Source organism: Paenibacillus sp. RC21 (genome assembly GCF_044907935.1).
Lineage (GTDB): Bacteria > Bacillota > Bacilli > Paenibacillales > Paenibacillaceae > Paenibacillus > Paenibacillus terrae_A.
This window is the reverse complement of the sequence record NZ_JBIYCS010000004.1, coordinates 491314-516862: the sequence shown is the minus strand read 5'-3', so window position 1 is coordinate 516862 and position 25549 is coordinate 491314. Positions and strand designations below refer to the sequence as shown.

The 25549-nt window shown below is 45.8% G+C and carries 23 protein-coding genes and 1 pseudogene; 14 read left to right on the top strand and 10 right to left on the bottom strand.

All coding sequences use genetic code 11. The annotated features are described in order from the left end of the window. Positions 1-36: 36 nt before the first annotated feature. Positions 37-1017, bottom strand: coding sequence for an alpha/beta hydrolase (locus ABIA61_RS15855; RefSeq protein WP_283653843.1), 981 nt, complete (start codon positions 1015-1017; stop codon positions 37-39). 493 nt (positions 1018-1510) lie between these two features. Further along, a complete protein-coding gene (locus tag ABIA61_RS15850; protein WP_283653842.1) occupies positions 1511-2473 on the bottom strand; it encodes a tyrosine-type recombinase/integrase in 963 nt (320 codons plus the stop codon). A gap of 101 nt (positions 2474-2574) precedes the next feature. Here ABIA61_RS15850 and ABIA61_RS15845 point away from each other — a divergent pair, with 101 nt between their 5' ends. After that, positions 2575-3147: an HD-GYP domain-containing protein gene (locus ABIA61_RS15845; protein WP_283653841.1), complete on the top strand. Its 573-nt coding sequence runs from the start codon at positions 2575-2577 to the stop codon at positions 3145-3147. A gap of 20 nt (positions 3148-3167) precedes the next feature. Beyond that, entirely contained in the window at positions 3168-3716 is a 549-nt protein-coding gene (locus tag ABIA61_RS15840) for a PilZ domain-containing protein (RefSeq protein ID WP_044644198.1), read from the top strand. Between the two features lie 92 nt (positions 3717-3808). Here ABIA61_RS15840 and ABIA61_RS15835 read toward each other — a convergent pair whose 3' ends face one another. Next, complete coding sequence (locus ABIA61_RS15835) at positions 3809-4891, bottom strand: hypothetical protein (protein ID WP_283653839.1); 1083 nt, start codon at positions 4889-4891, stop codon at positions 3809-3811. A 55-nt stretch (positions 4892-4946) separates the two neighbouring features. Beyond that, a pseudogene (locus ABIA61_RS15830) lies at positions 4947-5054 on the bottom strand (sugar ABC transporter permease); the annotation flags it as partial. A 317-nt stretch (positions 5055-5371) separates the two neighbouring features. Between ABIA61_RS15830 and ABIA61_RS15825 the strand changes: the two are divergent. The 4 genes from ABIA61_RS15825 (at position 5372) to gtfA (ending at position 10194) form a co-directional block, all read left to right on the top strand. Next, positions 5372-6355, top strand: a complete 984-nt coding sequence (locus tag ABIA61_RS15825) for a LacI family DNA-binding transcriptional regulator (protein ID WP_283653838.1) — start codon at positions 5372-5374, stop codon at positions 6353-6355. A gap of 174 nt (positions 6356-6529) precedes the next feature. Beyond that, a complete protein-coding gene (locus tag ABIA61_RS15820) occupies positions 6530-7873 on the top strand; it encodes an MFS transporter (protein WP_283653837.1) in 1344 nt (447 codons plus the stop codon). 45 nt (positions 7874-7918) lie between these two features. Further along, positions 7919-8701: an alpha/beta hydrolase family protein gene (locus ABIA61_RS15815; protein ID WP_404580981.1), complete on the top strand. Its 783-nt coding sequence runs from the start codon at positions 7919-7921 to the stop codon at positions 8699-8701. Between the two features lie 38 nt (positions 8702-8739). Beyond that, a complete protein-coding gene (gene gtfA, locus ABIA61_RS15810; RefSeq protein ID WP_404520515.1) occupies positions 8740-10194 on the top strand; it encodes a sucrose phosphorylase in 1455 nt (484 codons plus the stop codon). 54 nt (positions 10195-10248) lie between these two features. On the opposite strand, the gene ABIA61_RS15805 is transcribed toward gtfA, so the two are convergent. After that, on the bottom strand, positions 10249-10434 hold the full coding sequence (locus ABIA61_RS15805; protein ID WP_283653834.1) for a hypothetical protein: 186 nt from the start codon (positions 10432-10434) through the stop codon (positions 10249-10251). 79 nt (positions 10435-10513) lie between these two features. Beyond that, positions 10514-11197, bottom strand: a complete 684-nt coding sequence (locus ABIA61_RS15800; protein ID WP_404520513.1) for a hypothetical protein — start codon at positions 11195-11197, stop codon at positions 10514-10516. A 343-nt stretch (positions 11198-11540) separates the two neighbouring features. Here ABIA61_RS15800 and ABIA61_RS15795 point away from each other — a divergent pair, with 343 nt between their 5' ends. From ABIA61_RS15795 to ABIA61_RS15775, 5 genes are all read left to right on the top strand, one after another. Next, positions 11541-11858 carry a PTS sugar transporter subunit IIB gene (locus tag ABIA61_RS15795; RefSeq protein ID WP_044644206.1) on the top strand — a complete coding sequence of 106 codons (318 nt, stop codon included), beginning with the start codon at positions 11541-11543 and terminating at the stop codon, positions 11856-11858. Then, on the top strand, positions 11851-12183 hold the full coding sequence (locus ABIA61_RS15790) for a PTS sugar transporter subunit IIA (RefSeq protein WP_283653832.1): 333 nt from the start codon (positions 11851-11853) through the stop codon (positions 12181-12183). Before ABIA61_RS15795 ends, ABIA61_RS15790 begins: the two co-directional genes overlap by 8 nt. An 85-nt stretch (positions 12184-12268) precedes the next feature. After that, the gene (gene celB, locus ABIA61_RS15785) at positions 12269-13597 is read left to right on the top strand and encodes a PTS cellobiose transporter subunit IIC (protein ID WP_283653831.1); all 1329 of its coding nucleotides are present in this window, start codon (positions 12269-12271) and stop codon (positions 13595-13597) included. A gap of 73 nt (positions 13598-13670) precedes the next feature. After that, positions 13671-15080 (top strand): glycoside hydrolase family 1 protein, encoded by a 1410-nt coding sequence (locus tag ABIA61_RS15780; RefSeq protein ID WP_404581045.1) that lies wholly within the window; start codon positions 13671-13673, stop codon positions 15078-15080. Positions 15081-15282: 202 nt separating this feature from the next. Further along, complete coding sequence (locus tag ABIA61_RS15775; protein WP_283653830.1) at positions 15283-15993, top strand: GntR family transcriptional regulator; 711 nt, start codon at positions 15283-15285, stop codon at positions 15991-15993. 98 nt (positions 15994-16091) lie between these two features. Here the strand turns inward: ABIA61_RS15775 and ABIA61_RS15770 are convergent, their stop codons facing one another. Next, positions 16092-16628, bottom strand: a complete 537-nt coding sequence (locus tag ABIA61_RS15770; protein ID WP_044644212.1) for a PadR family transcriptional regulator — start codon at positions 16626-16628, stop codon at positions 16092-16094. 216 nt (positions 16629-16844) lie between these two features. On the opposite strand from ABIA61_RS15770, the gene ABIA61_RS15765 reads away from it, so the two are divergent. After that, on the top strand, positions 16845-18101 hold the full coding sequence (locus ABIA61_RS15765) for an L-lactate MFS transporter (protein WP_404520509.1): 1257 nt from the start codon (positions 16845-16847) through the stop codon (positions 18099-18101). 55 nt (positions 18102-18156) lie between these two features. Beyond that, on the top strand, positions 18157-20106 hold the full coding sequence (locus ABIA61_RS15760; protein ID WP_404520508.1) for an oxidoreductase: 1950 nt from the start codon (positions 18157-18159) through the stop codon (positions 20104-20106). A 171-nt stretch (positions 20107-20277) separates the two neighbouring features. Here ABIA61_RS15760 and ABIA61_RS15755 read toward each other — a convergent pair whose 3' ends face one another. Further along, entirely contained in the window at positions 20278-21813 is a 1536-nt protein-coding gene (locus tag ABIA61_RS15755) for a family 43 glycosylhydrolase (RefSeq protein WP_404520506.1), read from the bottom strand. Positions 21814-22171: 358 nt separating this feature from the next. Between ABIA61_RS15755 and hmpA the strand changes: the two genes are divergently transcribed. Next, positions 22172-23401: an NO-inducible flavohemoprotein gene (hmpA, locus tag ABIA61_RS15750; protein WP_404580980.1), complete on the top strand. Its 1230-nt coding sequence runs from the start codon at positions 22172-22174 to the stop codon at positions 23399-23401. Between the two features lie 101 nt (positions 23402-23502). On the opposite strand, the gene serS is transcribed toward hmpA, so the two are convergent. Both serS and ABIA61_RS15740 read right to left on the bottom strand, forming a co-directional pair. Beyond that, positions 23503-24804, bottom strand: coding sequence for a serine--tRNA ligase (gene serS / locus ABIA61_RS15745; protein ID WP_283653825.1), 1302 nt, complete (start codon positions 24802-24804; stop codon positions 23503-23505). Positions 24805-25102: 298 nt separating this feature from the next. Continuing rightward, positions 25103-25549: an AbrB/MazE/SpoVT family DNA-binding domain-containing protein gene (locus ABIA61_RS15740; RefSeq protein ID WP_283653824.1), complete on the bottom strand. Its 447-nt coding sequence runs from the start codon at positions 25547-25549 to the stop codon at positions 25103-25105.

Genomic DNA, 25549 nt, shown 5'->3' with positions numbered 1-25549 from the left:
AGGCTGACCTCACTGCCTGTAACGGCAAGTTTCAGCTTACCGCTTGGCCAAGGCCAATATTTCATCTGCAACGAGATCAGGGCGATATTGATGAATATAATGCTCGGTATCCTTAACCACCAATTGCTTCGATTGCACGGACCAGGAAGTAAATTCCTTTTCGTATTTGTTCCAGACGTCATTAGGAACCCCTAAGTAATCGGATGTCAGCACGGTAAGCGGGAAAAGGAAGGGCTGTTTGTCATCCAATACGACCTTTGCATTCGTCCGCGATTGACGTAGCTCGTCCTCTATATTGGCATTTTCAAGCTTAAGCAATGAGGCTGTCAGATCAATCTTCTTCAGTTCATCCGGCACGAACTTCAAGCCGTTGCGAGCTGCACGTGAGGCTTCGATAAAACTGTCAGAGTGAAAAAGCATCCGAATCACGCCTGTTTTCATGAGCAACTGATTGATAAAGCCGCCGCGTACTGGCTCCTCAGCATCAGCATAGTAATATTCTGGGCTTCCGCTATCCAACATCACAATGCCTTGTACCTCGTCCGGGTATTTCTGTGCAAACCGGAGCGTTTCGAGGGATCCTAGCGAATGTGCTACAAGCAGGTAAGGTGGCTTTTGACCAGACACCTGCAGCAATTCGTGTATTTCATTCGTTATTGTATCAATGTCACGCTTCTTGTCCGTCGTATCACTATACCCATAGCCGAACCGGTCATAAACTGCGAATTTAACATGTGGTGCAATCTTCTCATACAGTGGGGAAAAATCAACATACGGATTGGCCGTGCCCCACCCGGAAGCGAATACAACCGTTACTTTCCCTTGTCCTCCGGTATATAAATGCATATTATGCCCATTCACATTGTATAGCTTTCCGCTGGGGGTATAAGATTTCAGATCCTGCCGGGTGCTTACCTGTTCATATATCACACCTGATGCCAGAAGAACCAAAATGGCCAGCAACCCGAACATAACCGTCTTCCATAATCTTTTAAGCCATTTTTTCACTTCTCGCATCCCCCTTTATCTCAACAGCTATTCTCCTTGTATTCCCGTCATTATAAATGCTCAATCTTATCCAAAAGAAAACAGCAGCTTAATTTTAACTTAATTATTATTTTGTTTCGTCAGCAGCCGTAGTCTCTCTACATCTTTCGGATGCTCAGCAGCGAATGGGCGGACAGAGTAAATGAAAGAGGGAAGCTGCTATCCACAGCTTCCCTCTTATAGATTTTACAAGTAATCATTGTATTGTTATCACGGATATATGAGTACCGACAAATCAGTATGATTATGGTATCGACTAATGTTCTGCTCAAAGGGCATAATTGTAAAGAGAAATCCTATATCTCAAGAACTATCTAGACACTATTTTGATTGGTAAATATTAGAAGTGAATAGCGTACAATATTCATTGTGCGATATGTAAAACGAACTAAAAAAAGAATCTTTCTTATTTCATTTTAGTTATTTAAGACTATTTTTTCAACTCCTTTTTGTAACTAAATACCTATAATATATCTTTTAAGCAGTCTTCCACATAGTCGGGGGCTGCTTTTTGCATTTGGCTAACCGTATGAAGGTATCGTTGCGTCGTATTGATGTGGGAGTGTCCGAGATTTTCCTGCACCTGCTGTAACGATGCACCATGAATCAAGGCTAATGTAGCATTCGTGTGGCGAAACCAGTGGGGGGTTATCTTTTTCGTGATCCCAGCTTTTTCCCTGGCCAGCTTAATAATCGTCTCCACTTGCCTTACTGACAACGGAAACAACCTCTCCCGCATATTTAATGGTTCCTCTTGCTGGAAAGCGTCTCTGTACTGCTTGTACATCTCCCAAAGTCTTGCGGGTACTTTGACCTCGCGCTGTTTGCCTCCTTTTCCGTTAAACACGGTCAGCCACATGAACATTTCCGTCGGATCGGTATGGAAGTGATCCCACTGTATAGACACCATCTCAGACACCCGAAGCCCCAATAAAACCAGCGTGAGCGCGATCAGATAATTCCGTTCCCCCTGTGTTTTTAAATAGGCTAAAAGCTGACGCAGCTCATTTTTGGTTAAGAAATGATTTTTACTGTTCACTGGAATCCTGGGGGTTCGCACACTTGTGGTGGGATTGTGCTGAAAAATATGAATGCTCGGATCACTCCCCCACTTGTATAGCGATTTTAATGGGGCCAAGAAGCTGGCAATGGTCGCTGGTGCAGGTGTTTGCTTGGTAGGACTGCAAGCACCCTCTAATAAGCCGATTTTATAGACCTCTATATCCTGCCATGTTACTTTCCGTAACGGTTTACCAGATGTGAAATTTCGAAACTGCTGAATGGCCCTCTTGTAGTTGCGCAGGGTATACGGGGAGTTAGTGCAAGTACTTAAAAATAATCCTGTAATTTCGTCATCCGTGTACGTCTCCGGGTTATGCATGGAAGGGGCATGTAGCTGAGAAGATGTCATTTTAGACGTATACATAAAAAAATTCCTCCTGTTCGTTCGCACAATGAATATTGTGCGATATCTATTCTCAATATTAAGGCAAATCGCTGACCGCGCGTCAAACTGGAGGAATATTTATGGAAAATGTTTTAGTGAGCTGTCTAACTCGTCTGCTATCTAAAGATAAACAATTGTATGAACACTGCCTGCGGGTTGGCAATATGGCTAAGCGAATAGCTCCTTACCTGGATTTTGATGACCAGCAGACACGGAAATTCGTCATAGGCTGTTGCATTCACGATGTTGGAAAAATGCTGCTGCCGGATGACATTTTGAATAAATCAGCTCCTTTAAATGAAGAAGAATGGAAAATCATGAGGCTTCACCCCCTGTTGGGTACCCAGCTTATTTTAAGAGAGGGCATGCTGGAGCAGGATATTGTAGATATCGTTCGATTTCACCATGAACGCTGGGATGGACAGGGCTATCCGTTTGGCATAAGTGGTGACAAAATTCCGCCTATGGCTCGAATGTGTTCCATCATGGATGCATTTGATAGTATGATTTCCGATCGACCGTATCGCCAGGGCATGTCCATTCAGGAGGCCAAAGAGGAGCTTTGGCGTCACATTGGAACACAATTTGATTTGCTATATGTTGAACGGTTTTTGCATCTGCCTGAGGACCTGTCGAGTGCCCTTGGACAATAATTCAGAGGGAGGCATGTTCCATGGTATTCACCATCGCAGGTCTTATCATTTTGATGATCGTTGTATGCTTGGTCAATGGAATTATTCATTTCATAGATTTAAAAAAACAATTGGGTATTAAAGAGCTGGAGAAAAAGGAAATTAAGAAGTTACTGGAGGAGGCCAACAGCAAGTTGAATCGGCGGGAAGCCTTTCGCTTGGGTATTCCGGATGAGGGCTGTGCGTTTGAGTTTTTACATTTTGGAGATGAGGCTCTGGCAAGGCTTACTCATAGAAAAGGGATCGGTAAAATACAAGACATTAGCGTGAAGGGGCTAAAGCTGATTTGCGATTATGATCTGCCTTTGAAAAAACCGGTTCTCATTCAGGTTGAATTTGAGCTAAATAAAGAGCCTTTTGTCTTGCAGGCACATTTAATCCGAAAAGAGGCGCATATTAGCCAGCCTTTTATAACCTATGGGCTTGTGTTTGATGAAATGAGTTCCAGCGATCAGGAAAGGCTGATGTACTGCATTAATCAGCGCGTTTTAAAAACCGCAGCTCCCACCACACCTACACCTGTGGTATAAAAAAAGCCACGATCGCTTTTGTGTATCTGTTCCCGTTATGGAATGACCTGAGCCGTCGGGGAAAGGATCACAAGACGGCTCGTGGCTATTATCTATTGTGCGCTGTACGGATTGGTGCTGTAGGTCAACGAAAATTCACCCAATCCGTCAAAGAGCTTGTCCACCAGGTAGGCAGGGTCATACAGCATCCGACCTGATCCCAGATCGCGATAGTTCTCGAAGCTCCAGCCCCATGGCGCATTAGCGGCATTGGCACGGCCGTTGTCGCCCTTGAACGTGCCGTAGCTGCTCCACAGGTCCAGCGTAAAATCGTTCCGCAGCGGCCACAGCGAGGTTTCCAGCGGGATCAGCTCGTACCCCATACGCTTGCTATCGTCAAAATTACCGATTTTGGAGTCCCATAGCTGTCCACCGGAGGCGTTGAGATTCACCGGAGTTCCGGCCTGAAAGATGTAGCCGGATTTGCCTTTGGCGCCTTTACCGTTGTAAGGCTTGAGCGCGTGTCCGAAATCACCGTCCGATTCGAGGAAGGACTCGTCATTTTGCGCACTGTATACCAAGGGATGGGTGCCGGAGGCGTTCGTTTCAGTGGTGAAGTTGCTGTCATAGTAAACTGAGCTCATTCCTGGATCATATTGAACCGCCTTGTTGGCAGGGCCATACATGCCCAGCTTGGCGTGTCTCGGCATCAAAGCCAATTCCAGCTCGCCGTTCGGATTGGTCACCCTGGTGCCGTCTTTTTTGGCTGTGCCTGGCTTGCGGATCGTGAACATCATGCCTTCCATATCATTTTCATGATCTCCCAACGTCCCTCGTGGATCATGTGTAGCGTAGAACAGATCGTAACCGATGAAATAGTGGGTATCTGATTCCACGACCGACCAGTATACGCTTGGCTTCAAGGGTAAGCTGCTGCCTTTGGCATACTTGCCGATATTATCCCAGTTGTTTAGCCCTGACCAGTCGCCGTCAAAGTTTACGGGAATCGGAATATCCCCTTCGGGGTTGTTACCTACATCCTGATACAGCACAGGCGACCAGTATTCCACAAGTCTGGACTGCTCGGATGCGCTCAGACCCGCTGCTGCTGCCTTGGATGGAGCCACAGCGGGTGCGATCAGGGTCGCCCCCAGAATGATAACCGCTGCTAATGCTTTGTTTCCTTTTTTCCACATGATAAACACACTCCTTCGTTTCGTGAGATTTTTAATTCCAGTGGAGCAGATTGGCGATGCCGCCAATAATAACCCAGGAAATAAAATGTGGAAGATATAAAATGGTTTGCGATATCTTCTGAATGCGGGAAGAGGTCAGCTCATGGAGCATCACCGCCAGCAGCGCATATAGCTGCCAGTCTATTTTCATTTATTTCCAAACCTGACGATATACAGTTCTCTCTTTCTTCGAAGAATACCTGCCTGTACGCACAGTTTCCGCGTTCGTATTCATACAGCGGCCTTTGATGAATCCCTCCCGTATGGATCGTAGGTAATAAGATGCGTTTCACAATTCGGTTATACCCCGGCTGTGGACCTCGGGATATAAAAATAATTAAGTGGAGACATTTTCAAACTTTCGTTAGAATTATGGCATGTGAATATTTGAGAACAAAAAAATAACCCTAGGATTTTCTTATGCTTACGGAGGCTAGTCCATTGAAACCAAAAATAGAAGATGTAGCAAAGCGTGCAGGTGTTTCTCCAACGACGGTTTCCAGAGTCATGAATAACAGGGGATATATCAGTGAAAAGACACGTTCGTTAGTATACAACGCTATGGAAGAGCTGAATTATGTACCGAACGAAATGGCCAGATCGCTGTTATCCAAACAAAGCAACATTATAGGGTTGATTTTTCCAACCGTGAGTAATCCCTTTTATGCGGAACTGATATTTCATATTGAACTCGCTTGCGAGGAGCTGGGGTATAAGGTTTTTTTGTGCAACAGTTTGAAAAGTGCAGAGAAGGAAGCCAATTATTTGAGCATGCTGCTGCGGAACCAAGTGGATGGAATTATTGTCGGCAGTCATAACAGGGGTGTATTTGAGCGAGTAAACTCTTCATTCCCGATTGTCTCAATTGACCAGTATATTTCTGAAGAGGCGGTTGTCGTTTCTTCGGATAATTATTTGGGTGGGAAGCTGGCAACGGAACATTTAATTCATAAAGGCTGTCAAAAAATCATTCATATCAATGGGCCGTACATGCTGCAAACCGAGACACATTTGCGTTTGGAGGCCTACCAAAAAACGATGGAGAATCACGGGTTGGAGTCCATTTTTTACGAAGTCCCAAGGTCTTTTGATCAAGAATTATATAAACAAATCATTCATCAGATTTTTAGTGAGCATCCAGATGTGGATGGTATTTTTGCGAGTGATGATATCTTGGCGGCAAACGTATATTTTGAAGCCTTGAAGACAGGTAGACGTGTGCCGGAAACGTTGAAAGTTGTTGGATATGATGGGACAGAGACGGCCCAAGCCTTTATGCCACAGTTAACCACCATTCGTCAGCCCATTCAGCAAATGGCCCGGCAAGCCGTAGGAATTTTGAACAAACGAATTAATGGACAGGACTACACGGGGGACTTAAATCCGCTGCTCCCGGTCCATTTGATCCCTGGGCAGACAACCTAGAATGATGGCCGTTCCCCTATTTCTTTTGTTGGGTAACGGCTATTTATTTTTTTGAAAAATTTTATGTCAATCGTTTGACATGTCAATCCTTTAGTATATAATATAAATTATTATAGAATGTTTTCTGAAAACGCTTTACTTGCAACGTGAATCTCACATAAGGGGACGAAGAAGATGAGCAATAAGTTAAGCCTCAAAGAGAAGTTAAGCTATGGCCTGAGTGATACCGCTTACAATTTGGTATTCACTGTTGTTTCAACATATCTCATGTTTTACTACACCGATGTTGCAGGACTAAGCCTCGAATCTGTCGGTCTGTTATTTTTAATTGTCCGTGTACTCGATGCCTTCGCCAGTCCGATCTTCGGGATTCTCATTGATAGAACCAATTCCAAGTATGGTAAAGCACGGCCCTGGTTTCTATGGTTGGCAATTCCATTCGGGATTATCACGGTGCTGTCTTTTGCTGTAGGCTATTTCGATGATTCTTATAAACTGGCGTATGCCTATATTACCTACATTTTACTGAACATTATCTTTGCAGGTATCAATGTACCTATTTCGGCGATGCTACCGAGTCTCACTACGAATCCACTGGAAAGAAGCTCGGCCAATATGTTTCGTAATATCGGCGGACAGATTGGTGTGTTGGTATCAGGTGTGGTTGCTCTTCCATTGGTCATTTTTTTTGGAGGGGGGACGAACCAAAAGGGATTTATATTCACCATGGGGATATTCTCCGTGTTATCCGTAATTATGTTTCTATTAACGTTTAGGAATACGAGAGAGCGTGTTCAATATGATCAGGGCAAACCGGTTCCTTTCCGAGACAGCATTAAGGCGCTCTTGCCCAATTTTCCATGGTGGATGCTTGCACTGACTAATTTTGTGATCTTTATCGGCGTAGTGGCCAAAGGGTCTACCATGATATTCTTCTTTAAATATAATATGGGAAACGAGGGAATGAGTTCGCTTGCCAATGGGATTAATGCAGGTGCCATGATCATCGGTATGTTGCTAGTTCCATTTATTGTAAAGAAAATGAAGAACCGAAATCTGGTTTTGATTGGGTTACTGGTCAGTATTCTGGGACAGATTGTGATGTGGATGGGTTCGATGGAGCCTTCTGTTGCTCTTACACTGTTTGGTGTTGCTCTGGGATCGTTTGGTTTGGGGGCTGCGCAAAGTACGGTTTTTGTTATGTTTGCCGATACCGTCGATTTTGGAGAATGGAAGTTTGGTGTCAGAGCTCAAGGTCTGTTAACGGCAGCCGGAACGATCGGAATTCAGTTTGGCGCAGGGATTGCAGGAGCTTTAACATCCAAAATTCTGGCTAAGGGAGGGTTTGTAGCTAACATGGCGCAGACAGAGTCTGCATTGCAGGCCATTACAACTAATTTTGTCTGGATTCCTGCGATTGCATTTGCGATATGTATGCTCTTCATTTATATGTACCGGATTGACTTTGTCCAAAGCCAAATGCGTGCAGAGCTGATTGAAAGAAGAGCGGCTCAGTAACTTAGCATATTCATATTCAAAAAATTTGAGATTGAGGTGGCTGTCATGTCATTACAATATATTGAAACTTCTGTTCATGGGTTGACGCTAAGAGGAACAGCTCATATTCCTGAGACCCTCAAGGGCAGTAAATATCCTACTGTCATTATGTTTCATGGATTTGGGGCTAACCGGATCGAATATTTTTACTCATTTGTTCAAATTTCACGCCTGCTTGAAAAGCAAGGGATTGCAGCTGTGCGGTTTGATTTTGGAGGGCATGGCGAAAGCGAGGGTGATTTTTACGACGTGACCATTTCCGGAGAGGTGGAAGAGGGAAAGGCCATCGTTAACTTTGTCCGGCAGCTGGAATTCGTAGACCCGTCCCGAGTCAGTCTAATGGGAATGAGCCTAGGGAGCGTGGTTGCCAGTATAGTAGCTGGTGATTTGTCTGAAGACATTCACTCTTTATGTATGTGGTCCCCTGCGGCAACCGTAACCGACGAAATCAATAACAACAAAACGATTCAGGGACAATCGATTTCGTCCATGGATCAACAGGGGTACTTTGATTTCAACAGTTTGCGTCTTGGACCGGGATTCATTGAGGATGTAGCCAGCTTGGATATTTACACCAGAGCCTCAAGTTTTAAAGGAAATGTCGCCATTATACATGGAGATCAGGACTTTATAGCACCCATTCAATATGCCTATCAATATGAACAAGCCTATTCACAGCCCATTGGCATTCAGATCATTGAAGGTGCCGACCATTCATGGGGAAATGTACCTCATCGGGAACAGCTGTTCAGAAATACGTTAGATTTTTTTGAAAAGAACGCTAAATAATAGATATCCCACAGTGGGAGAACAGGGGAGAAACCATCATGTCTATTAAAAATGAAATTATGCTTATCACTTATGCAGACAGCATGGGGAAGAATTTGAAAGAGCTGGGGGAACTGCTAAAAGGCCATTTTAAACAGGTTATCGGTGGCGTCCATTTGCTTCCTTTTTATCCGTCTTCGGCAGACCGTGGCTTTGCTCCGATGACCTATGAGAACGTTGACGCACCCTTTGGTGACTGGGAAGATATTAAACGGCTGTCTCAGGATTTTTACCTCATGTTTGATTTTATGATTAATCATATCTCTCGCAGCTCGGCGTATTTTCAGGACTTTGTCCAACATAAAGACGCTTCGCCGTACGCCGACTTGTTTATCCGGTACAAGGATTTTTGGCCGAATGGAGAGCCCACTCAGGAAGAAGTGGATTTGATTTATAAAAGAAAGCCACGTGCGCCTTATGTTGATGTCGAGTTTAAGGATGGTACGACGGAAAAGGTATGGTGTACCTTTGATGGGGAACAGGTGGATCTTAATCTGCACTCGGACGTGACCCAGCAATTTGTCAGAGAAAACCTGATTCGTCTGGCTGAAAAGGGTGCTTCGATCATCCGACTTGATGCTTTTGCATATGCTACCAAAAAAAGAGGAACCAATTGTTTTTTCGTGGAGCCTGAAATTTGGGACATGCTTGGTGAAGCACAGGAGATATTGAAGCCATACGGCGTCGATGTTCTGCCGGAGATTCATGAACATTACTCCATTCAGTTGAAGCTTGCTGAGAAGGATCATTGGGTTTACGATTTTGCCCTGCCTATGCTGGTGCTGCACACACTGTATAGCGGTAATAGTGAGCGTCTCACTCACTGGCTGAACATCTGTCCGAGAAAGCAGTTTACTACGCTGGATACTCATGATGGAATTGGAGTAGTGGATGCCAAGGGCTTAATGACGGATGAAGAGATCGAAGAGACCAAAAATAATTTGTTCTCCAAGGGAGCTAACATTAAAAGGGTATACAATACGGCCGCCTATAATAACCTGGATATCTATCAACTCAACTGTACGTACTATTCAGCACTCGGCAACAACGATGATGCCTATGTACTGGCAAGAGCCATTCAGTTTTTTGCACCGGGCATCCCCCAAGTCTATTATGTAGGGCTGCTGGCAGGTGAAAATGACATCGCGCTATTGGAAGAAACGAAGGTAGGCCGTAACATTAATCGGCATTACTATTCCCAAGAGGAAGTCATTGAAAACCTGGAAAGACCAGTTTTGAAGCGATTGTTTCAGTTGATGAAATTCCGCAATTCCTATCCTGCTTTTGATGGTGAAATCAAAATCGTAGAAGCTGGAAATTCCGATCAGTTGGAAATCCAATGGGAAAAAGGGACCTATCGTGCCCTTCTGAAAGCCAACGTGCGGACCCACGCATTTACAGTTGATTATGTAGATCTGGAAAAAGGGTCCCTTGTACGTCTGACAGGCGTTTAACTGATAGGACGCATCGGATTCCAAGAGCATAACAGAATATAATGTCCTGCACGGTTATTCAGCCGCCCGCCCACAGTCTATTCCCTGTTGCGGGCGGATTTTCATTTTACGGTAACCACCGGGCGTGATGCCTTCCAGCTTTTTCAGGGAACGGTTCACCGCCAGCTCACGCAGCACGGATACTTCGATTTCCTCCACTATTGATTCCAGTGTATCCGCGAACCTTTTTTCTCGACCCATTCATCCGCCGCCGCTTTACGCCTGCCCGCTGTTCTCACCTTCGCTCTGCCGTACCCCTTTCTGCATGTCCTACTAACATCTACAAATATTGACGCTTTAGCTCCTGTACACAGGCTTCAATTCGTTCCGGTATGATGTGAAATAGTGAAGACCACGGCATGAACAGCTCCGGCGCGAAGTAATATTCCTCAAATTCCATGGCTGGTACGAAGGACAACGATTGGAGATGGCGCCGTACAAGCCCATCAATTTCATCATTCGTGGCAATCAGGCCGTGGAACAGCTCGTTCGTCAGCAGCCCGTCCACCCCGGCGCGTTCGTTCGCATTGGTGTACAGGTCAGGCAACAATTCGAAAATGTCCGTGATCGGCGAGAAAGCGTGCTTTCCCGGTTGAGAGTACAGACGTACATGCGTACCGTCTAGTAGATTACCGCGGTCCTTGAGTAGCCCTTTGAACACTCTGCCGTGGAAGCTGGCTTCGCAGTCTACGACCTCACCATCATGCCCGACATAGACCCACACATGCTCCAGCTCATAGAGGTGACCGATTTCGTAGTCCCACCAGATGGCATACTCCACAATATGCTTCACCCGTTCGTCCGAAAATTCCAATGTGCGACGAAAGGAGGGGGAAGGACCCGGTTGATCCAGCACCGTCACACCAACAAAATCCGGGTAAAATGGCTCCTTGTGATCAAACATCAGGTAAGGCGCATATCGCAGCCAAAGAGCGGTATTGTTGTCATTATCGGTTACATTCATGGGCGGAACCTCCGTTTCGTGTAATGTAGTGAAGCTATGAATACCTGTTATTTCTGCTAATCATACAACTGCTTGTATTCCTCGTCTATATGACCCCCGGTTCGCACTTCGAGGGACGAATTATGCACTATTCTAATATTCTGAGCCTCAAATGTTATTGAGAGATGAAAGAGAAGAGATGAAAGCGTTAATGTTGAGGAAAAAAATAAAATGTGTCATTTTAAAAAAAGTCTATACATATAAATTAAATGTATAGACAAATTTAAAAAGCGGATTTATAATTACGCTGTAAACGTTTTCTAGTAGTTAGCATCCAATCAGACCTTGAAGGGAAGGAACAATCATGAAGAAAATTTTACTGGCGTGTAGCTCAGGTATGTCTACAAGTTTGCTGGTTACCAAAATGCAGGATTATGCCAAATCTATTGGAGACGAGGCTGAAATTTGGGCAGTAGGTCAAGATCAGGCGACAGAAGACATGGCTAATGCTGACGCGGTATTGATTGGCCCGCAAATGAGTTTTCTTAAAGGACAGCTGCAAAAGGAAGCTGCTCAATACGGTATCCATGTAGAAGTGATCGACATGATGGCGTACGGACTGGTGGACGGCAAGAAAGTCTATGAACAGGCTTTGAAGCTGGTGGAGCGTAAAAATGGATAAAGTCAACATAGCCGATCTGACGGAAGAGCAAATTAGTTTCCAACTCATTCTTCATAGTGGAAGCGCTCGCAGTAAAGTGATTCAAGCACTGAGCGAATACCGGAATGAGAACACGGAAGGTGCAGACGATCTCATTAAGCAGGCGAAGCAGGATTTGCGGGCTGCGCATGATATCCATTTTCAAATGGTGAAGAATGAAGCCGGAGGAAACCCAACTCCTTTGTCGCTCCTTCTGATGCATGCGGAAGATCATCTCATGTCCACGGTCACTATGAAGGATCTGGTTCAAGAGCTGCTGGAGCTTTTTAAATCCAGAAATTTATAATCTGTACACAAGAGTTTGTGAAATTAGGGGCATGAAAATTTCACAACAAACCTGATGCAAGTTACTTCGCGGGGAGGAATAGGCTTTGTTTGAAAAATTAAGCCAAATTTTAATACCTATTGCCGGTAAACTGAACAACAACCGCTATCTTACTGTACTGCGTGATGCATTTATGTTGTCATTTCCATTAACGGTTTTCGGCTCCATTATCGTCGTTATTATTAATCTGCCGTTTCTGAAAGGGTGGATGGGCGAGGGCAATCTGACGACTTTTCAGAATCTGCTGAATATTGCGCCCAATGCAACACTGAATATCATGACTATGTTCGTGGTCGTGGGGATCGGATATTATCTATCCCGAAGTTATAAGGTCGAACCGATATTTGGCGGCATGATCGCTTTGGCCAGCTTCCTGATGCTGACTCCGTTCGTGCTGACACAAGAAAGCGGTGCCACGATTGCTGGGGTCATTCCGGTCGACCGGATCGGGGCCAAGGGCATGTTCCTCGGGATGATCGTCGCTTTTATCGCGGCTGAGATTTACCGAAAGGTGACGCAGAAGAAGATTGTTATTAAAATGCCACCAGGGGTTCCGCCAGCGGTTGCCAAGTCTTTTGCCGCGTTGCTTCCTGCGTGTATTACGCTGGGCATATTTTTAATCATCAACGTAGTGGTTACTCTGACGCTTCATAATAACCTGCATGATTTGATTTATCATGCCGTTCAGGCACCGCTGGTGCATTTGGGCAGTGGCATTATCCCTACCTTGATTGCTGTTTTCTTTGTCCAGCTCTTATGGTTCTTTGGACTTCATGGTCAGATTATTATCAACTCGGTCATGGACCCGATCTGGAACACGCTGGCACTTGAAAACTATGAAGCGTACTCCAAAGGTTTGGAGCTGCCGCATATTATCACTAAGCAGTTTGTGGATATTTATACAGTAGGTATCGGTGGTACAGGTATGACCCTGGCCGTGGTGCTCTCGATTCTATTCTTCCTCAAGAGCAAGCAAATGAAGCAGGTCAGTAAGCTGGCCCTTGGACCGGGTCTGTTTAATGTCAACGAACCCGTCATATTCGGTCTGCCGATTGTGATGAATCCGCTGATTTTTGTCCCATGGGTCATTTCTCCAATGATCGTTACACTGATTACTTACTTTGCCATGTCCACCGGGATTGTACCGCCGCCAAACGGGATACAGGTTCCTTGGACGATGCCGTTGTTCTTTAGTGGAATGATGGGTACGGGCTCTCTGATGGGTGGCGTGCTGCAACTGTTTAATATGGCTGTCGTCTTTATCATCTGGTTCCCGTTCCTGAAAATTATCGACCGGGTAAATGTTCGTAAAGAACAGGAAGAGGAGCTTGGCCAAGCAGCCAGTGCAGGCAAGGATCAAACTGTTGGAATGTAACGTGAATGAGCTGCTGGATTAGCAGCTTGTTCATTGGAAAAGAGAGAGGAGTAGAGCTGTGAATCATACCGAAATGAAAGATACAGAGAAGCAAACCGTTTCATACCGTTTTCCATCCGACTTCTGGTGGGGTTCCTCAGCTTCGGCTACCCAGACAGAAGGAACCGTGGAGGGAGACGGCAAAGGACCGAACATATGGGATTATTGGTTTGAGCAGGAGCCGAACCGTTTCTATGACGGGGTCGGTCCTGCGGATACGTCCCGTTTCTATACCCTTTACAAAGAAGATATTGCACTCATGAAAGAGCTTGGTCACAACTCTTTCCGGTTCTCCATTTCCTGGTCGCGTCTGTTTCCGGCGGGAAGAGGTGCCATAAACCAGCAGGCGGTTCAATTCTATAATGCCGTCATTGAAGAATTGCGTCAGGCCGATATTGAGCCGTTCGTGAATCTGTATCATTTTGATTTGCCGATGGCTTTACAGGAAAAGGGAGGCTGGGTGAACCGGGATACGGTCGAAGCATATGTGGATTATGCCAATATCTGCTTCGAGCTGTTCGGGGATCGTGTAGCCAAATGGTTTACGCATAACGAGCCAATTGTCCCGGTGGAAGGCGGCTATCTGTACGATTTCCACTATCCGAATGAAGTGGATTTCCGTAAAGCTGTACAGGTGGGGTATCATACCCTGTTATCGAGCGCAAGTGCCATTCAGGCATACAGAAAGGGAGGCTACAAGGGCAAAATCGGCATTATTTTGAACCTGACGCCAACCTATCCGCGTAGTCAGCATCCGGCAGACGTGCAGGCCGCTGAGATATGCGATGCGTTCTTTAACCGTTCCTTTTTAGACCCATCTGTGACGGGAGAATTTAATCCTTTGCTCGTGGAGCTGCTGCGCCAAGAGGAATTTTTACCCATCACGGAAGAAGGGGATCGGGAGATTATACGTCAGGGCACTGTGGACCTGCTAGGCATTAACTATTATCAGCCGCGCAGAGTCAAGGCCCGCGAAAGTCTGCCGAACCCGGACGCGCCTTTTGTGCCGGAACGTTACTTTGATTATTATGTGATGCCAGGTCGCAAGATGAATGAGATGCGGGGCTGGGAGATCTATGAGAAGGGCATTTACGATATCCTGACCAATGTCAGACAGAATTACGGAAATATTGAATGCTTTATCTCGGAAAACGGGATGGGTGTTCAGGGCGAAGAGAAATTCAGGGATGAACAGGGTATGATCCGCGATGACTATCGCATTGATTTTATCCGTGAGCATCTAAAATGGGTTCAACGGGCGATCTCGGAGGGCTCAAATGTGAAAGGCTATCACCTGTGGACGTTTATGGACAACTGGTCCTGGTCGAACGCCTATAAAAACCGCTATGGCTTTGTATCTGTCGACCTGCAGGACGGAGGCAAACGATCCGTTAAACAAAGTGGGCACTGGTTCAAGCAGGTGATCGAAAATAACGGATTTTAAGGTGGTCCTCTGGACCGCCTTTTTTTCTTCATCACCGAAAATGGACTATGCCGTATGCCGCTGGTGAGAAAGTGTAATGTTCGGTATACTTACTTATACCGTAACACCTTAACGTCCCGCCTGCAGAACAAAATGAACCAGCGATACCGATGTTTTGGTAAAATGCTGACATAAAACAATTTTTAGTACAGGTGGTAGACTGATGAATAAATACGAGCGGATTGCACAAGAGGTCAAACAGCGGATTATGGATAAGACTTATAGCGGTGATGATCCGATTCCCGATGAAATTTCGCTGGCAAGTGAGTTTCAGGTGAGTCGGATGACGATTAAGAGGGCATTGGATACGTTGGTGATGGAAGGGCTGCTGAATCGTAAACGAGGACACGGAACCTTTATCGTCAAATCGGTTCACAACGGTCCTGTTAATGTCGTCGTGAATGAAATGCTGGGGTTAACCAATCTGCTGCGCGGGAAAGAAATCAAAAATAAAATCGTAGCCTTTGACGTTCAATTTCCATCCGAGGAAGTAGCGGCTCATCTATTTATTGATGCCAATTCTCCTGTGTATCACCTCATCCGTCTGCGTGTTGTAGAGGGTGAGCCCTATGTTATCGAGCGCACGTACATGCCCACGAAGCTGATTAGCGGTATTACCGAGCAGGTGCTGTATGGCTCGGTGTACAAACATATTAAGGAGGAGCTGGGCCTTAATATTGTCGGTTCACATCGTACAATTCGCGCGTCCAAGTCGACAGAACTGGATCGGGAGCATTTGGACTGTGCAGCGGATGATCCAATCTTGGAAATTGAGCAGGTGGGATATCTGGATACGGGTATTCCGTTTGAATACTCTTTCTCACGACATCGGTACGACAAATTTGTGTTTACCACAGTGAACCGGATGCGTTGATAAGTAAAGAATAAAAGAATAAGCATAAGGATTCGAGCTACAGATCTCGGATCCTTATGCTTTCTTTTGGTTAACCATTTAGGGGAAAAGGAGACGTTCTATTTTTTACAATAAGAAATAAAATTTTCTAACCATTGTATGATTCCAGTCTCGCGTAAAATAGCACCATCTAATACAAGATAATCGCCAAAGTTATCACTATCAAGAGGAGGAATAGTTTCATAGCGTTCTTTATTTTTGCGTAAATGTTCCAGCCTATCTTGATGTTGAAGCAGCTGATGTTCCAACAGATCTAATCGGGTTGTTACATCCAGATGATTAGAAAAATACATTCTCAGCCTAAACACATCTTTGGGAGTCGGTTCAATAGGCTCTGCTTTTTTTAACCATTGTAAAAAATCTTCTTTGCCTTCCTCCGTAATCGAATACAATTTTTTTTCTAAAATCTCTCCGCTAATTTGGATTTCGTAGACGATAAGTCCCTCATTAAGCAGTTTTTTTAATTCTGGATAGATCTGACTGTGCTTTGCAGTCCAAAATTCGCCTAAATCTCTACTGAATTCTTTACCGATATCATAACCAGTCATAGGTTCTTTATTTAACAAGCCTAGGATGGCATATTTTAAAGTTCTCATAAGGCTCTCTTCCTTATACATATTCGTCGTTTATTGGTTAAGTATAACATATTTAGCGAGTCCACAATAAAATTGATACATATATTCAAAAACACGTTCGACAAATCATATAAACACATACATGTTTCTGTTGATATATTCGAAAGTGCATGTTAATATTAATTCGAAATATGTGAATGATTTCACAATACAACGACGAGGGAGAAGAAGATCTTAGTGGAACTTACAAAAAAGAGATGGATTATTCTGATTGCAAGCTGCTTTATTAATCTGTGTATTGGATCAATTTACGCGTGGAGTGTATTTTCTGCCCCAATGGCAGAATATTTGAGCAGCGTCACAGGACTTAGTTTAACACCGGGGAATTTGGCTATAGCATTTACGATTACAAATTCGGTAGGTCCTATCACGATGATTTCAGGTGGCTGGATTAATGATCGGTTCGGGCCCAAGAAAGTGATCTTTGTAGGGGGCTTGCTGTTTGGAGGCGGTATGATTTTATCAGGATTTGCAACATCTGTAGGTTACCTGGTATTGGCTTACGGTATCATACTCGGCCTAGGAACGGGAATGGTTTACGGATGCACAATTAGCAACTCTATTAAGTTTTTCCCTGACAAAAGAGGATTAGTTGGCGGTATAACAACGGCTGCTTATGGAATAAGCTCAGTTATTATACCTCCTATTGCCAATAGTTTAATCAATAGGTCTGGTGTGACATCAGCGTTCATTATCATCGGTATAGCATTTCTTATTATTGTATGTGCTGCTTCTTTCTTCATTGAGAAATGTCCATCTGATTTTGTCCCTGCAGGATGGACACCCAAGACTGTAAATGTTGGCCGTTCTATTCAGAACGACAAAGACTGGAAAGGCATGCTCTCAAGCCCTCTGTTTTATATCATGATCTTGTTATTAATGTGTGGTGCTTTTGCCGGACTCATGTGTACATCACAAGCTTCTCCTATAGCTCAGAAAATGATTGGTATGTCTGCGGCAGCCGCTACGACAGTTGTTTCCGTATTGGCATTGTTTAACACGGGCGGACGAATCGTTGCAGGCTATATTTCGGACAAAATCGGTCGAATCAATACCCTGGCATTTTCCTCTGTCTTTTCGGTCATAGGACTCACATTGCTTTATTTTTCAGGCGAAGGTAGTGTGTTGACATTCTATATTGGTATTTCAGTTATTGGTTTATGCTTTGGTGCACTGATGGGGGTATTTCCTGGATTTACTGCCGATCAGTTTGGTGTGAGAAATAATAGTGTGAATTATGGAATTATGTTTATTGGATTTGCAACAGCAGGATACTTTGGCCCATCCATTATGAGTCATGTTTACAGCACAGACAGTAGCTATCAGAGAGCTTTTGTCATTGCGGCCGTACTTGGCATAACAGGACTTGTTCTAACATTTGTATATAAGTTGGCTGCCCGAAAAAATCTGAAGATGGCTGTGGATAAGAATTAGAAAGCTATCCATTAAACGTAAGAAAGCAATAAATACAGATAAGGAGAATGAAATCATGCAAAGAAAATATCCAAACCTAAGTAAACCAATCACGATTGGAAATGTGACTTTCAGAAATAGAATGTTTGGCTCTCCTATGGGAGGTACAGATATTACAGCTGACTGCACTATTGGACCGAAATCTACAGCTTTTTATGAATTAAGAGCCAAAGGCGGTGCTGCGTCAGTCACGGTCAGTGAAGTTGTAGTTCATCCCGAAACGGAAGCTTCCCATATGTACCATCTGGATCTGGGGACAGTAGATTCTCTTGCTAGTTTTACCTATACTGCAGACGCTATTCGCCGTCACGGGGCAATTGCCAGTGTGGAATTATCTCATTCTGGACAGTATGCAGGAACTTATCTGACTGACAAAAATAAGAAACAAGGACTTGCTCAGTGGGGACCCAGCCCCGGAGTACGCCCGGACGGCAGAGAAGTAAAGGAACTTTCGCAAGAACTAATTGATGATATCGTAGCAGCTTATGGTAGCTGTGCTGGACTTGCCAAGAGAGCAGGTTATGAAATGATTATGGTTCATGGCGGACATGGATGGTTGATTAATCAGTTTTTTTCTCCTTATTTCAACCGCAGAACAGACAAGTATGGCGGATCTTTGGAAAACAGGGTGCGTTTTGCACAGGAGGTTCTGGACAGTGTCCGTGAAGCGGTGGGTTCTGGCTTCCCAATCGAGTTTAGAATGAGTGGTTCGGAGTTATTTGAAGGCGGCTATGACCTGACAGAAGGTATAGAAATTGCTAAATTAATCGAATCAAGAGTCGACTTGCTCCATGTATCTGCTGGAACTTATCAGACAGGCTTTGGTATCACACACCCTTCGATGTTCTTGCCTCATGGAAGTAATGTTTATCTTGCAGCAGAGATCAAGAAGCATGTAAGTGTTCCGGTTGCAACGGTCGGCGGATTAAATGACCCGGCTCAAATGGAAGAAATCATTGCCAGCGGTCAGGCGGATGTTGTTGAAATGGCTCGCGCACTGCTGGCTGATCCAGAGCTTCCAAAAAAGGTGATGAGTAACCGCGACGAGGACATTATTAAATGTCTGAGATGCTTCACCTGTATGGCTGAACGTGCAGAAACATCCACAAGACGCTGTACGGTTAACCCATTAATTGGTCGTGAAATGGATGGAACAGAAATATATCCTTCCCCTAATCCACGTAAGGTTCTAGTAGCCGGCGGAGGCCCAGGCGGACTTTATGCAGCTCTTACTGCAGCTAAACGGGGACATAAAGTCATTCTATGTGAGAAGTCTGACGAGGTAGGTGGTATCTTGAGGGGAGAACAGGCGATTCCTTTTAAATATGAGATGTATGAGTTAGGTGTTACTCTCGGAAAACTGGCCAAAGACGCTGGCGTTGAGATTCGTTTGAATACACCTGTTACTAAAGAGTATGCGGAGAAAGAAAATGTGGATGCGTTAATTATAGCTGTTGGTTCCGCACCGCTTGTCCCTCCGATTCCTGGATTGGATGGTGATAACGTAGTCATTGTGAATGACTACTACCTGGAGAAGGACAGGGTCAGCGATAGCGTAGTCGTATTGGGAGGAGGTCTGGCAGGCTGTGAAGCAGCCATTCACTTTGCCCAGGAAGGTAAGACTGTTCATCTGGTAGAGATGAGAGCAGAGCTGGCTCCAGATGCTAATATTAGACATCGTCCCATTATGCTAAAAGAAATCGAAAAGAATAACATTCAAGTTCATTTAGGATTTAAAGGGCTATGTGTTACACAAGAAGGTGTTGTTTGCGCTGATCCCAATGGTGAAGAACATCTTGTTCCAGGTACTTCAGTCATTTGTGCGCTTGGACAACGGCCAAGAAGAAACGTAGTAGATGAGTTAATAGATTGTGCACCTTATGTTGCACAAATCGGAGATTGTGTGAAGGCATCTACGATCACGACTGCAATATATCAAGGATATCATGCAGCGCTTGATATCTAATGATCTGCGACTCACTATCACCACCTGGCCTGAGACGCTTCTGGAAGTTTAAGAGAGGCATTCGAACATAGTGGTTCAACACCAATCGCACAACTCCTGCAAATGAGTACAACATTGCGCAAGAGTTGTGCGATATTTTTTTAGGTTTAAGCAATATTCCAGATGCGAAAGTTAGTTACCAAGCAACCTTACTTCATGCACAGTCGGGGTGTACCAGTTGTTCGGGTTATTAAATAACACCGCATTGACGAGATTAATTCGTACATAGCGTGCCTGGAAGTTAACCTTGTCACTGGTAAACCCATACGCAGTATTACTTGTGCGGTCAATGGTGGAATAGTTAACTCCATCCGCGCTGTATTCAATTTTATATTTGTAATACGCTTCAGATCCTTTGTACATAAACCAGGAAATATCCACTTCGCTGATCGTCTTCGTACTGCCGAGATCAACCTGCCACCAAGCGGGCCAGGATGCAGATGCAGCCTTCCATGAGGTTTGGGCATTACCGTCATTCGCCAGCGAAGCCGGAGAGCCGGATGCGGCTGAGTTAGCAGTCGCCGTTTTGCCTTGCGCGTGATTCACAAGCGAAGGCAGAATCATGTTGCCTGCCGCGGCATCCAGATCCCAACTGCTGTACCAGTTCAGCGTTGCCGTTTTGCTGGAGTCATTCAGGGTCAGCGGTAGCCATATAAACTTGTGGTCGCTCAGATTGAGCGGATTCCAACGGTCGCCCATATAGATGTAGCTGGTTCCTGCGCTGCCAGTAATGGTGGCGATGGAGTGAATTTGCGAACCATAAGCTGCTGGATCACCGAAGGGTGAAAGCGCAGACCAGCTTCCCGTCATGGAGCTGGCGGTTGCATAAGCACCCTGATTCGGATACCAGCCGGATGCCTGCGAGGTAAACAGGTAGTAGGTGTTGTTCTTTTTCACAACAGCAGGGGCTTCACGGTAGCCATTCTCGAAAATCCAACCCACAAACGATTGCACGCCCGTATAATCGTCGGTCAGCTTGAAGATCGCCATCGTATCGTTGGCACCGCCATTTTTGCGGGAAGCTGTAACGAGGTAGCCACTGCCGTCCGTATCCGTGAATACGGTCATATCGCGGGATTCATAATTCAGTGGGCGGAAGCTGCCTTGGTAGGCAAAAGTCCCGTCTGGTGTATCGCTGGTAGCGACAGCTACGCGGCCCAGCGAATAATCGGTGCCATTTTCATAATGCGCCCATAGCACGTATTTTCCGGTTGCTTGGTTATAAATGACCTTGGGACGCTCGATTTTGCTGGAATTCAGCTCAGGGGCGGAATCCTTGCTGAGAATAGTGCTGCGGAAGGACCAATTTTTCAGGTCGGTTGAGGTATATACGTTCACTTTTTCAAATTTCCAGTTCTCGGCATGCTCGCCGTACCAATAATAAGTGGAGCCTACCTTTAGAATATTGCCGCTGTTGGCCTGAATCGGATTACCTGCGGTATCCTTCCAATCCGTTCCGTTTGTAATAGCTGTGCTTGCTGCTGCGTTCAGCGATAGTGCTGCATCAGCATGAATGGTATCCAAACCATTCAGCGCTTCGACTCCATAGGTTGCATGGGTCACACCTGTCGTATCGGCATGCACTGCATTCGGTTGAAGCCCTGTACCGACCACTGCAAGTATGATGCATATCCATGCGCCCAGCCATTTGCTATTGATTAACTTCACGATATCATCTGCCTCCCTTAATGCGGATAGGATGACCAGAACAGCTTGTCCGGCACCTCATCTTCGATTTTATCTTAATTGGAAGCGTTTACAAGTGGAATAAATTGAAGTTTTTAGAATGGTGAAACTGCCGTAAAGGGGAAAGGTCATTGCTTATATTCTGAAACGTTTAAGATTGTGCGTTTTGTCATTGACATGTTCACAAATTATTTCAAATTTAAAGTGACTGCAATCACACAGGCAACGATTTCTCGTCGGTATACTTGGCTGTACTTAGGTGGTGTACAAAGGGTGGCATGTTACGGAAGCGCCTTTTGCCTTTTGTTCACCTTATTTTAAAGAGAAGAGGGATGCAAGGATGCTGAGCGAGCAAACCATTGCAACGATCAAATCGACCGTACCTGTTTTAGAAGTACACGGAACTACAATCACCAAACGCTTTTACCAGATGATGTTTGAGGCTCATCCTGAGCTTCTCAATATATTCAATCACGCGAATCAGAAGCAAGGACGTCAACAGGGGGCGCTTGCCAATGCGGTATATGCGGCTGCACAGCACATTGACCGTCTGGAGGAAATCCTTCCGGTGGTGCGTCAGATTGCACACAAGCATCGCAGTTTGGGAATTCAACCAGAGCATTATCCCATCGTCGGAAAATATCTGCTTGCCGCGATCAAGGATGTGCTGGGTGAAGCGGCTACAGACGAGATCATCGCCGCATGGGCCGAGGCCTATGGTGTGATCGCTAATGTATTTATAGACGTGGAAGCTGAAATGTACAAGGAGGCGGAACAGCAGCAGGGAGGCTGGCCAGACTTTAAGAGCTTTGTTGTGCAGAATAAGGTCAAGGAAAGCGATCAAATTACGTCCTTTTATCTGGTGCCGCAGGATGGACAGGTGCTGCCTGCATTCGAGCCTGGGCAATACATCAGCCTACAGATGCGGATTCCGGGTGAACATAATACCCACATCCGTCAATACAGCCTTTCGGATGCACCGGGCCAACCTCACTACCGGATATCCGTAAAGCGCGAGGATGCTGTAGGGTCCCGTCCGGCGGGGAAAGTATCTGTGTATCTGCATGAGCAGGTGCAGGCGGGAGATGTACTACAGGTATCTGCACCGGCCGGCGATTTCACGCTGGATCGGACAGATCGCAGACCTGTCGTGCTGATCAGCGGTGGGGTCGGGCTAACCCCGATGGTCAGTATGCTGGCTTCCTTGGTGAAGTCTGCCCCGGATCGCCCCGTCACCTTTGTCCATGCAGCAGTCAATGGGGATAACCATGCTCTGCGTAATGAGGTGGAAAAGCTGGTCGCCACACATGCACAGGCCGCAGTCCGGTGGTGTTACAGCAGACCAACGGAGCAGGATCGGCTGGCGCAGGCTTTTCACAAGGAAGGCCGTTTAGATCTGGCCTGGTTGCAATCTGTGATACCGGAACGTAACGCACAGTATTACTTTTGCGGTCCTGAAGCGTTCATGCAATCGGTGTATGGTCTGTTGAAGGAATGGAATATTCCTGCTTCGGATATCCACTATGAATTTTTTGGCCCTGCCAGTGCGTGGGAAGCAGAAGCGAAGTAAGACGTTTAAAAAGACGAAGGATAGCTTCCTTCGTCTTTTGTTGATCATCACGTTTGGAGTTTATATTAATGCTGTTCGTGTTACTTAAATGCTGTTAATCCTCAGACTGTTTCGTCCTGACCGGGAGGTCGCAGAAACGCTGCTTGCTGCGGCATATACTGGCGTAAAGCCTCCGGAATACGGATCGAGCCGTCCTCTTGCTGGTGATTCTCCAGCAGTGGAATCAAAATACGGGGTGAAGCAACTGCCGTATTGTTGAGCGTGTAGGCATATTGCAGCTTGCCGTTCGCATCCCGGTAGCGGATGTTGGAACGCCGCGCCTGAAAATCAAGCAATTGGGACGACGAATGCGTCTCGCCGTAAGCCTGTCGGCTGGGCATCCATGTCTCAATATCCACCTGCTTGTAAGTTTTTTGCGCCATATCGCCTGTACAGACGGCCATTTTGCGATAAGGCAGCTCCAGTTGTTGAAGCAGGTCTTCCGCATTACGCGTAATCTCCTGAAACATCTGCTCCGAAGCATCCAGACTGGCTTCGCAGATCACCACCTGCTCGACCTTGGCGAACTGGTGAACACGATACAGTCCGTGTACATCTCTTCCGGCCGAGCCGACCTCATTACGGAAGCATATCGACACAGCTGCCAACCGGATGGGGTCCGTAACGTCCACGATTTCACCGCTGTAATACGAGACAAGCGGGACCTCCGAGGTACCGACGAGCCATTGATCCTCTCCTGCGATACGGTACGTCTGATCCACCCCGAGCGGGAAGAAGCCAGTGCTGTGCATCGCCTCGGCGCGTACCATCAGCGGAACGTCCAGCAGCTGGAAGCCCCGTTCGGTCAGCAGGTCCACTGCAAGTTGCTGTACTGCCCGGTGCAACGTGACTCCGGCTCCTGTCAGGTAGTAGTTCCGGGTTCCGGCTGTTTTGACGCCACGAGTAACGTCGATCAGGCTGTGAAGCTGACCGAGCGCCATATGATCGCGTGGCTCGAATCCCAAATCGGGAACCGTACCGATCCGCTCCAGTTCTACATTATCCTCATCCGATCTGCCCCGTGGTGTATCTGGCGAAACGATATTAGGAACCAGAAGCATGAGCTGTTGAAACTGCTCCTCCACTTCCCGCTGTGGAGCTTCCAGACGGTCTAACTGTCCGTTAATTTCTTTGACCCGCCGCTTGGTTTCTTCCGCCTGATCGCTCTTCCCGGCATGAATCAATGCACCAATATCCTGACTACATTGATTCCGCGTTTGACGGAGTTGCTCCACTTCCTGAAGCAACTGCTTTCTCCGGTTATCCAGGGTGAGCAGCTCTGCAACCGAGACCTGTATTCCTTTTCCATTTGCTGCTGCCTGAACCTGTTCCTGATGTTCTCTGATCCACTTGATATCCAACATGACACCGCACTCCTTTTCGGATAAAAATACAAAAAGCGCCCTCATCCACATGGGACGAGGAGCGCTCTGATCTCGCGGTGCCACCCAAATTGACCGAACAGCATGACAGATGTCATGACTCTCCAATCCACTTTGCTCCGCTATAACGGGCGGGTGTCCGGTTTACTTAGGAATACATGTTCATCTTGTACACTCATGTATGTTCCTTGGCGTAAACGCCTCCGAGTTGGATGCTCTTCACGGGCGTAATGTCGTTTGCTTTTTTGTTAGTATACGGATTTTTGGCAGGTTAATCAAGCTACAACAGCTTTTTAAGCTGCGATATACGGCCTTGTGACACGCCAAGCCATTGTGCATATTCGCCCTGCTTGGCATGGGGATGTTCATGTACCATTTTTCTTAGACGCTCGACTAATCGTTGTGATGATTGGTTGACTCTCTTTCCTTTGTACGCAGGTTTCTTAACCATCGGAACAGGAGTGCGACTAACGCCTATATTGCCTTTTAGCTCTTGTATACAGGTTTTACATAAAAGTGAATTTCTAAAATAGGTCAGATCTTCGACAGCATTACATAGGTTACAGGCGACCCCGATATACTTTCGCATACTCAAAAAACCGGTTTCAATATCCATATAAAATTCTAAAGGATCGCCAACATCGATACCCATAGACATCCGCATTTCTTTAGGAATAACGATTCGGCCTAACTGATCTAAAGAGCGAGTCATACCTGTATTCTTCAT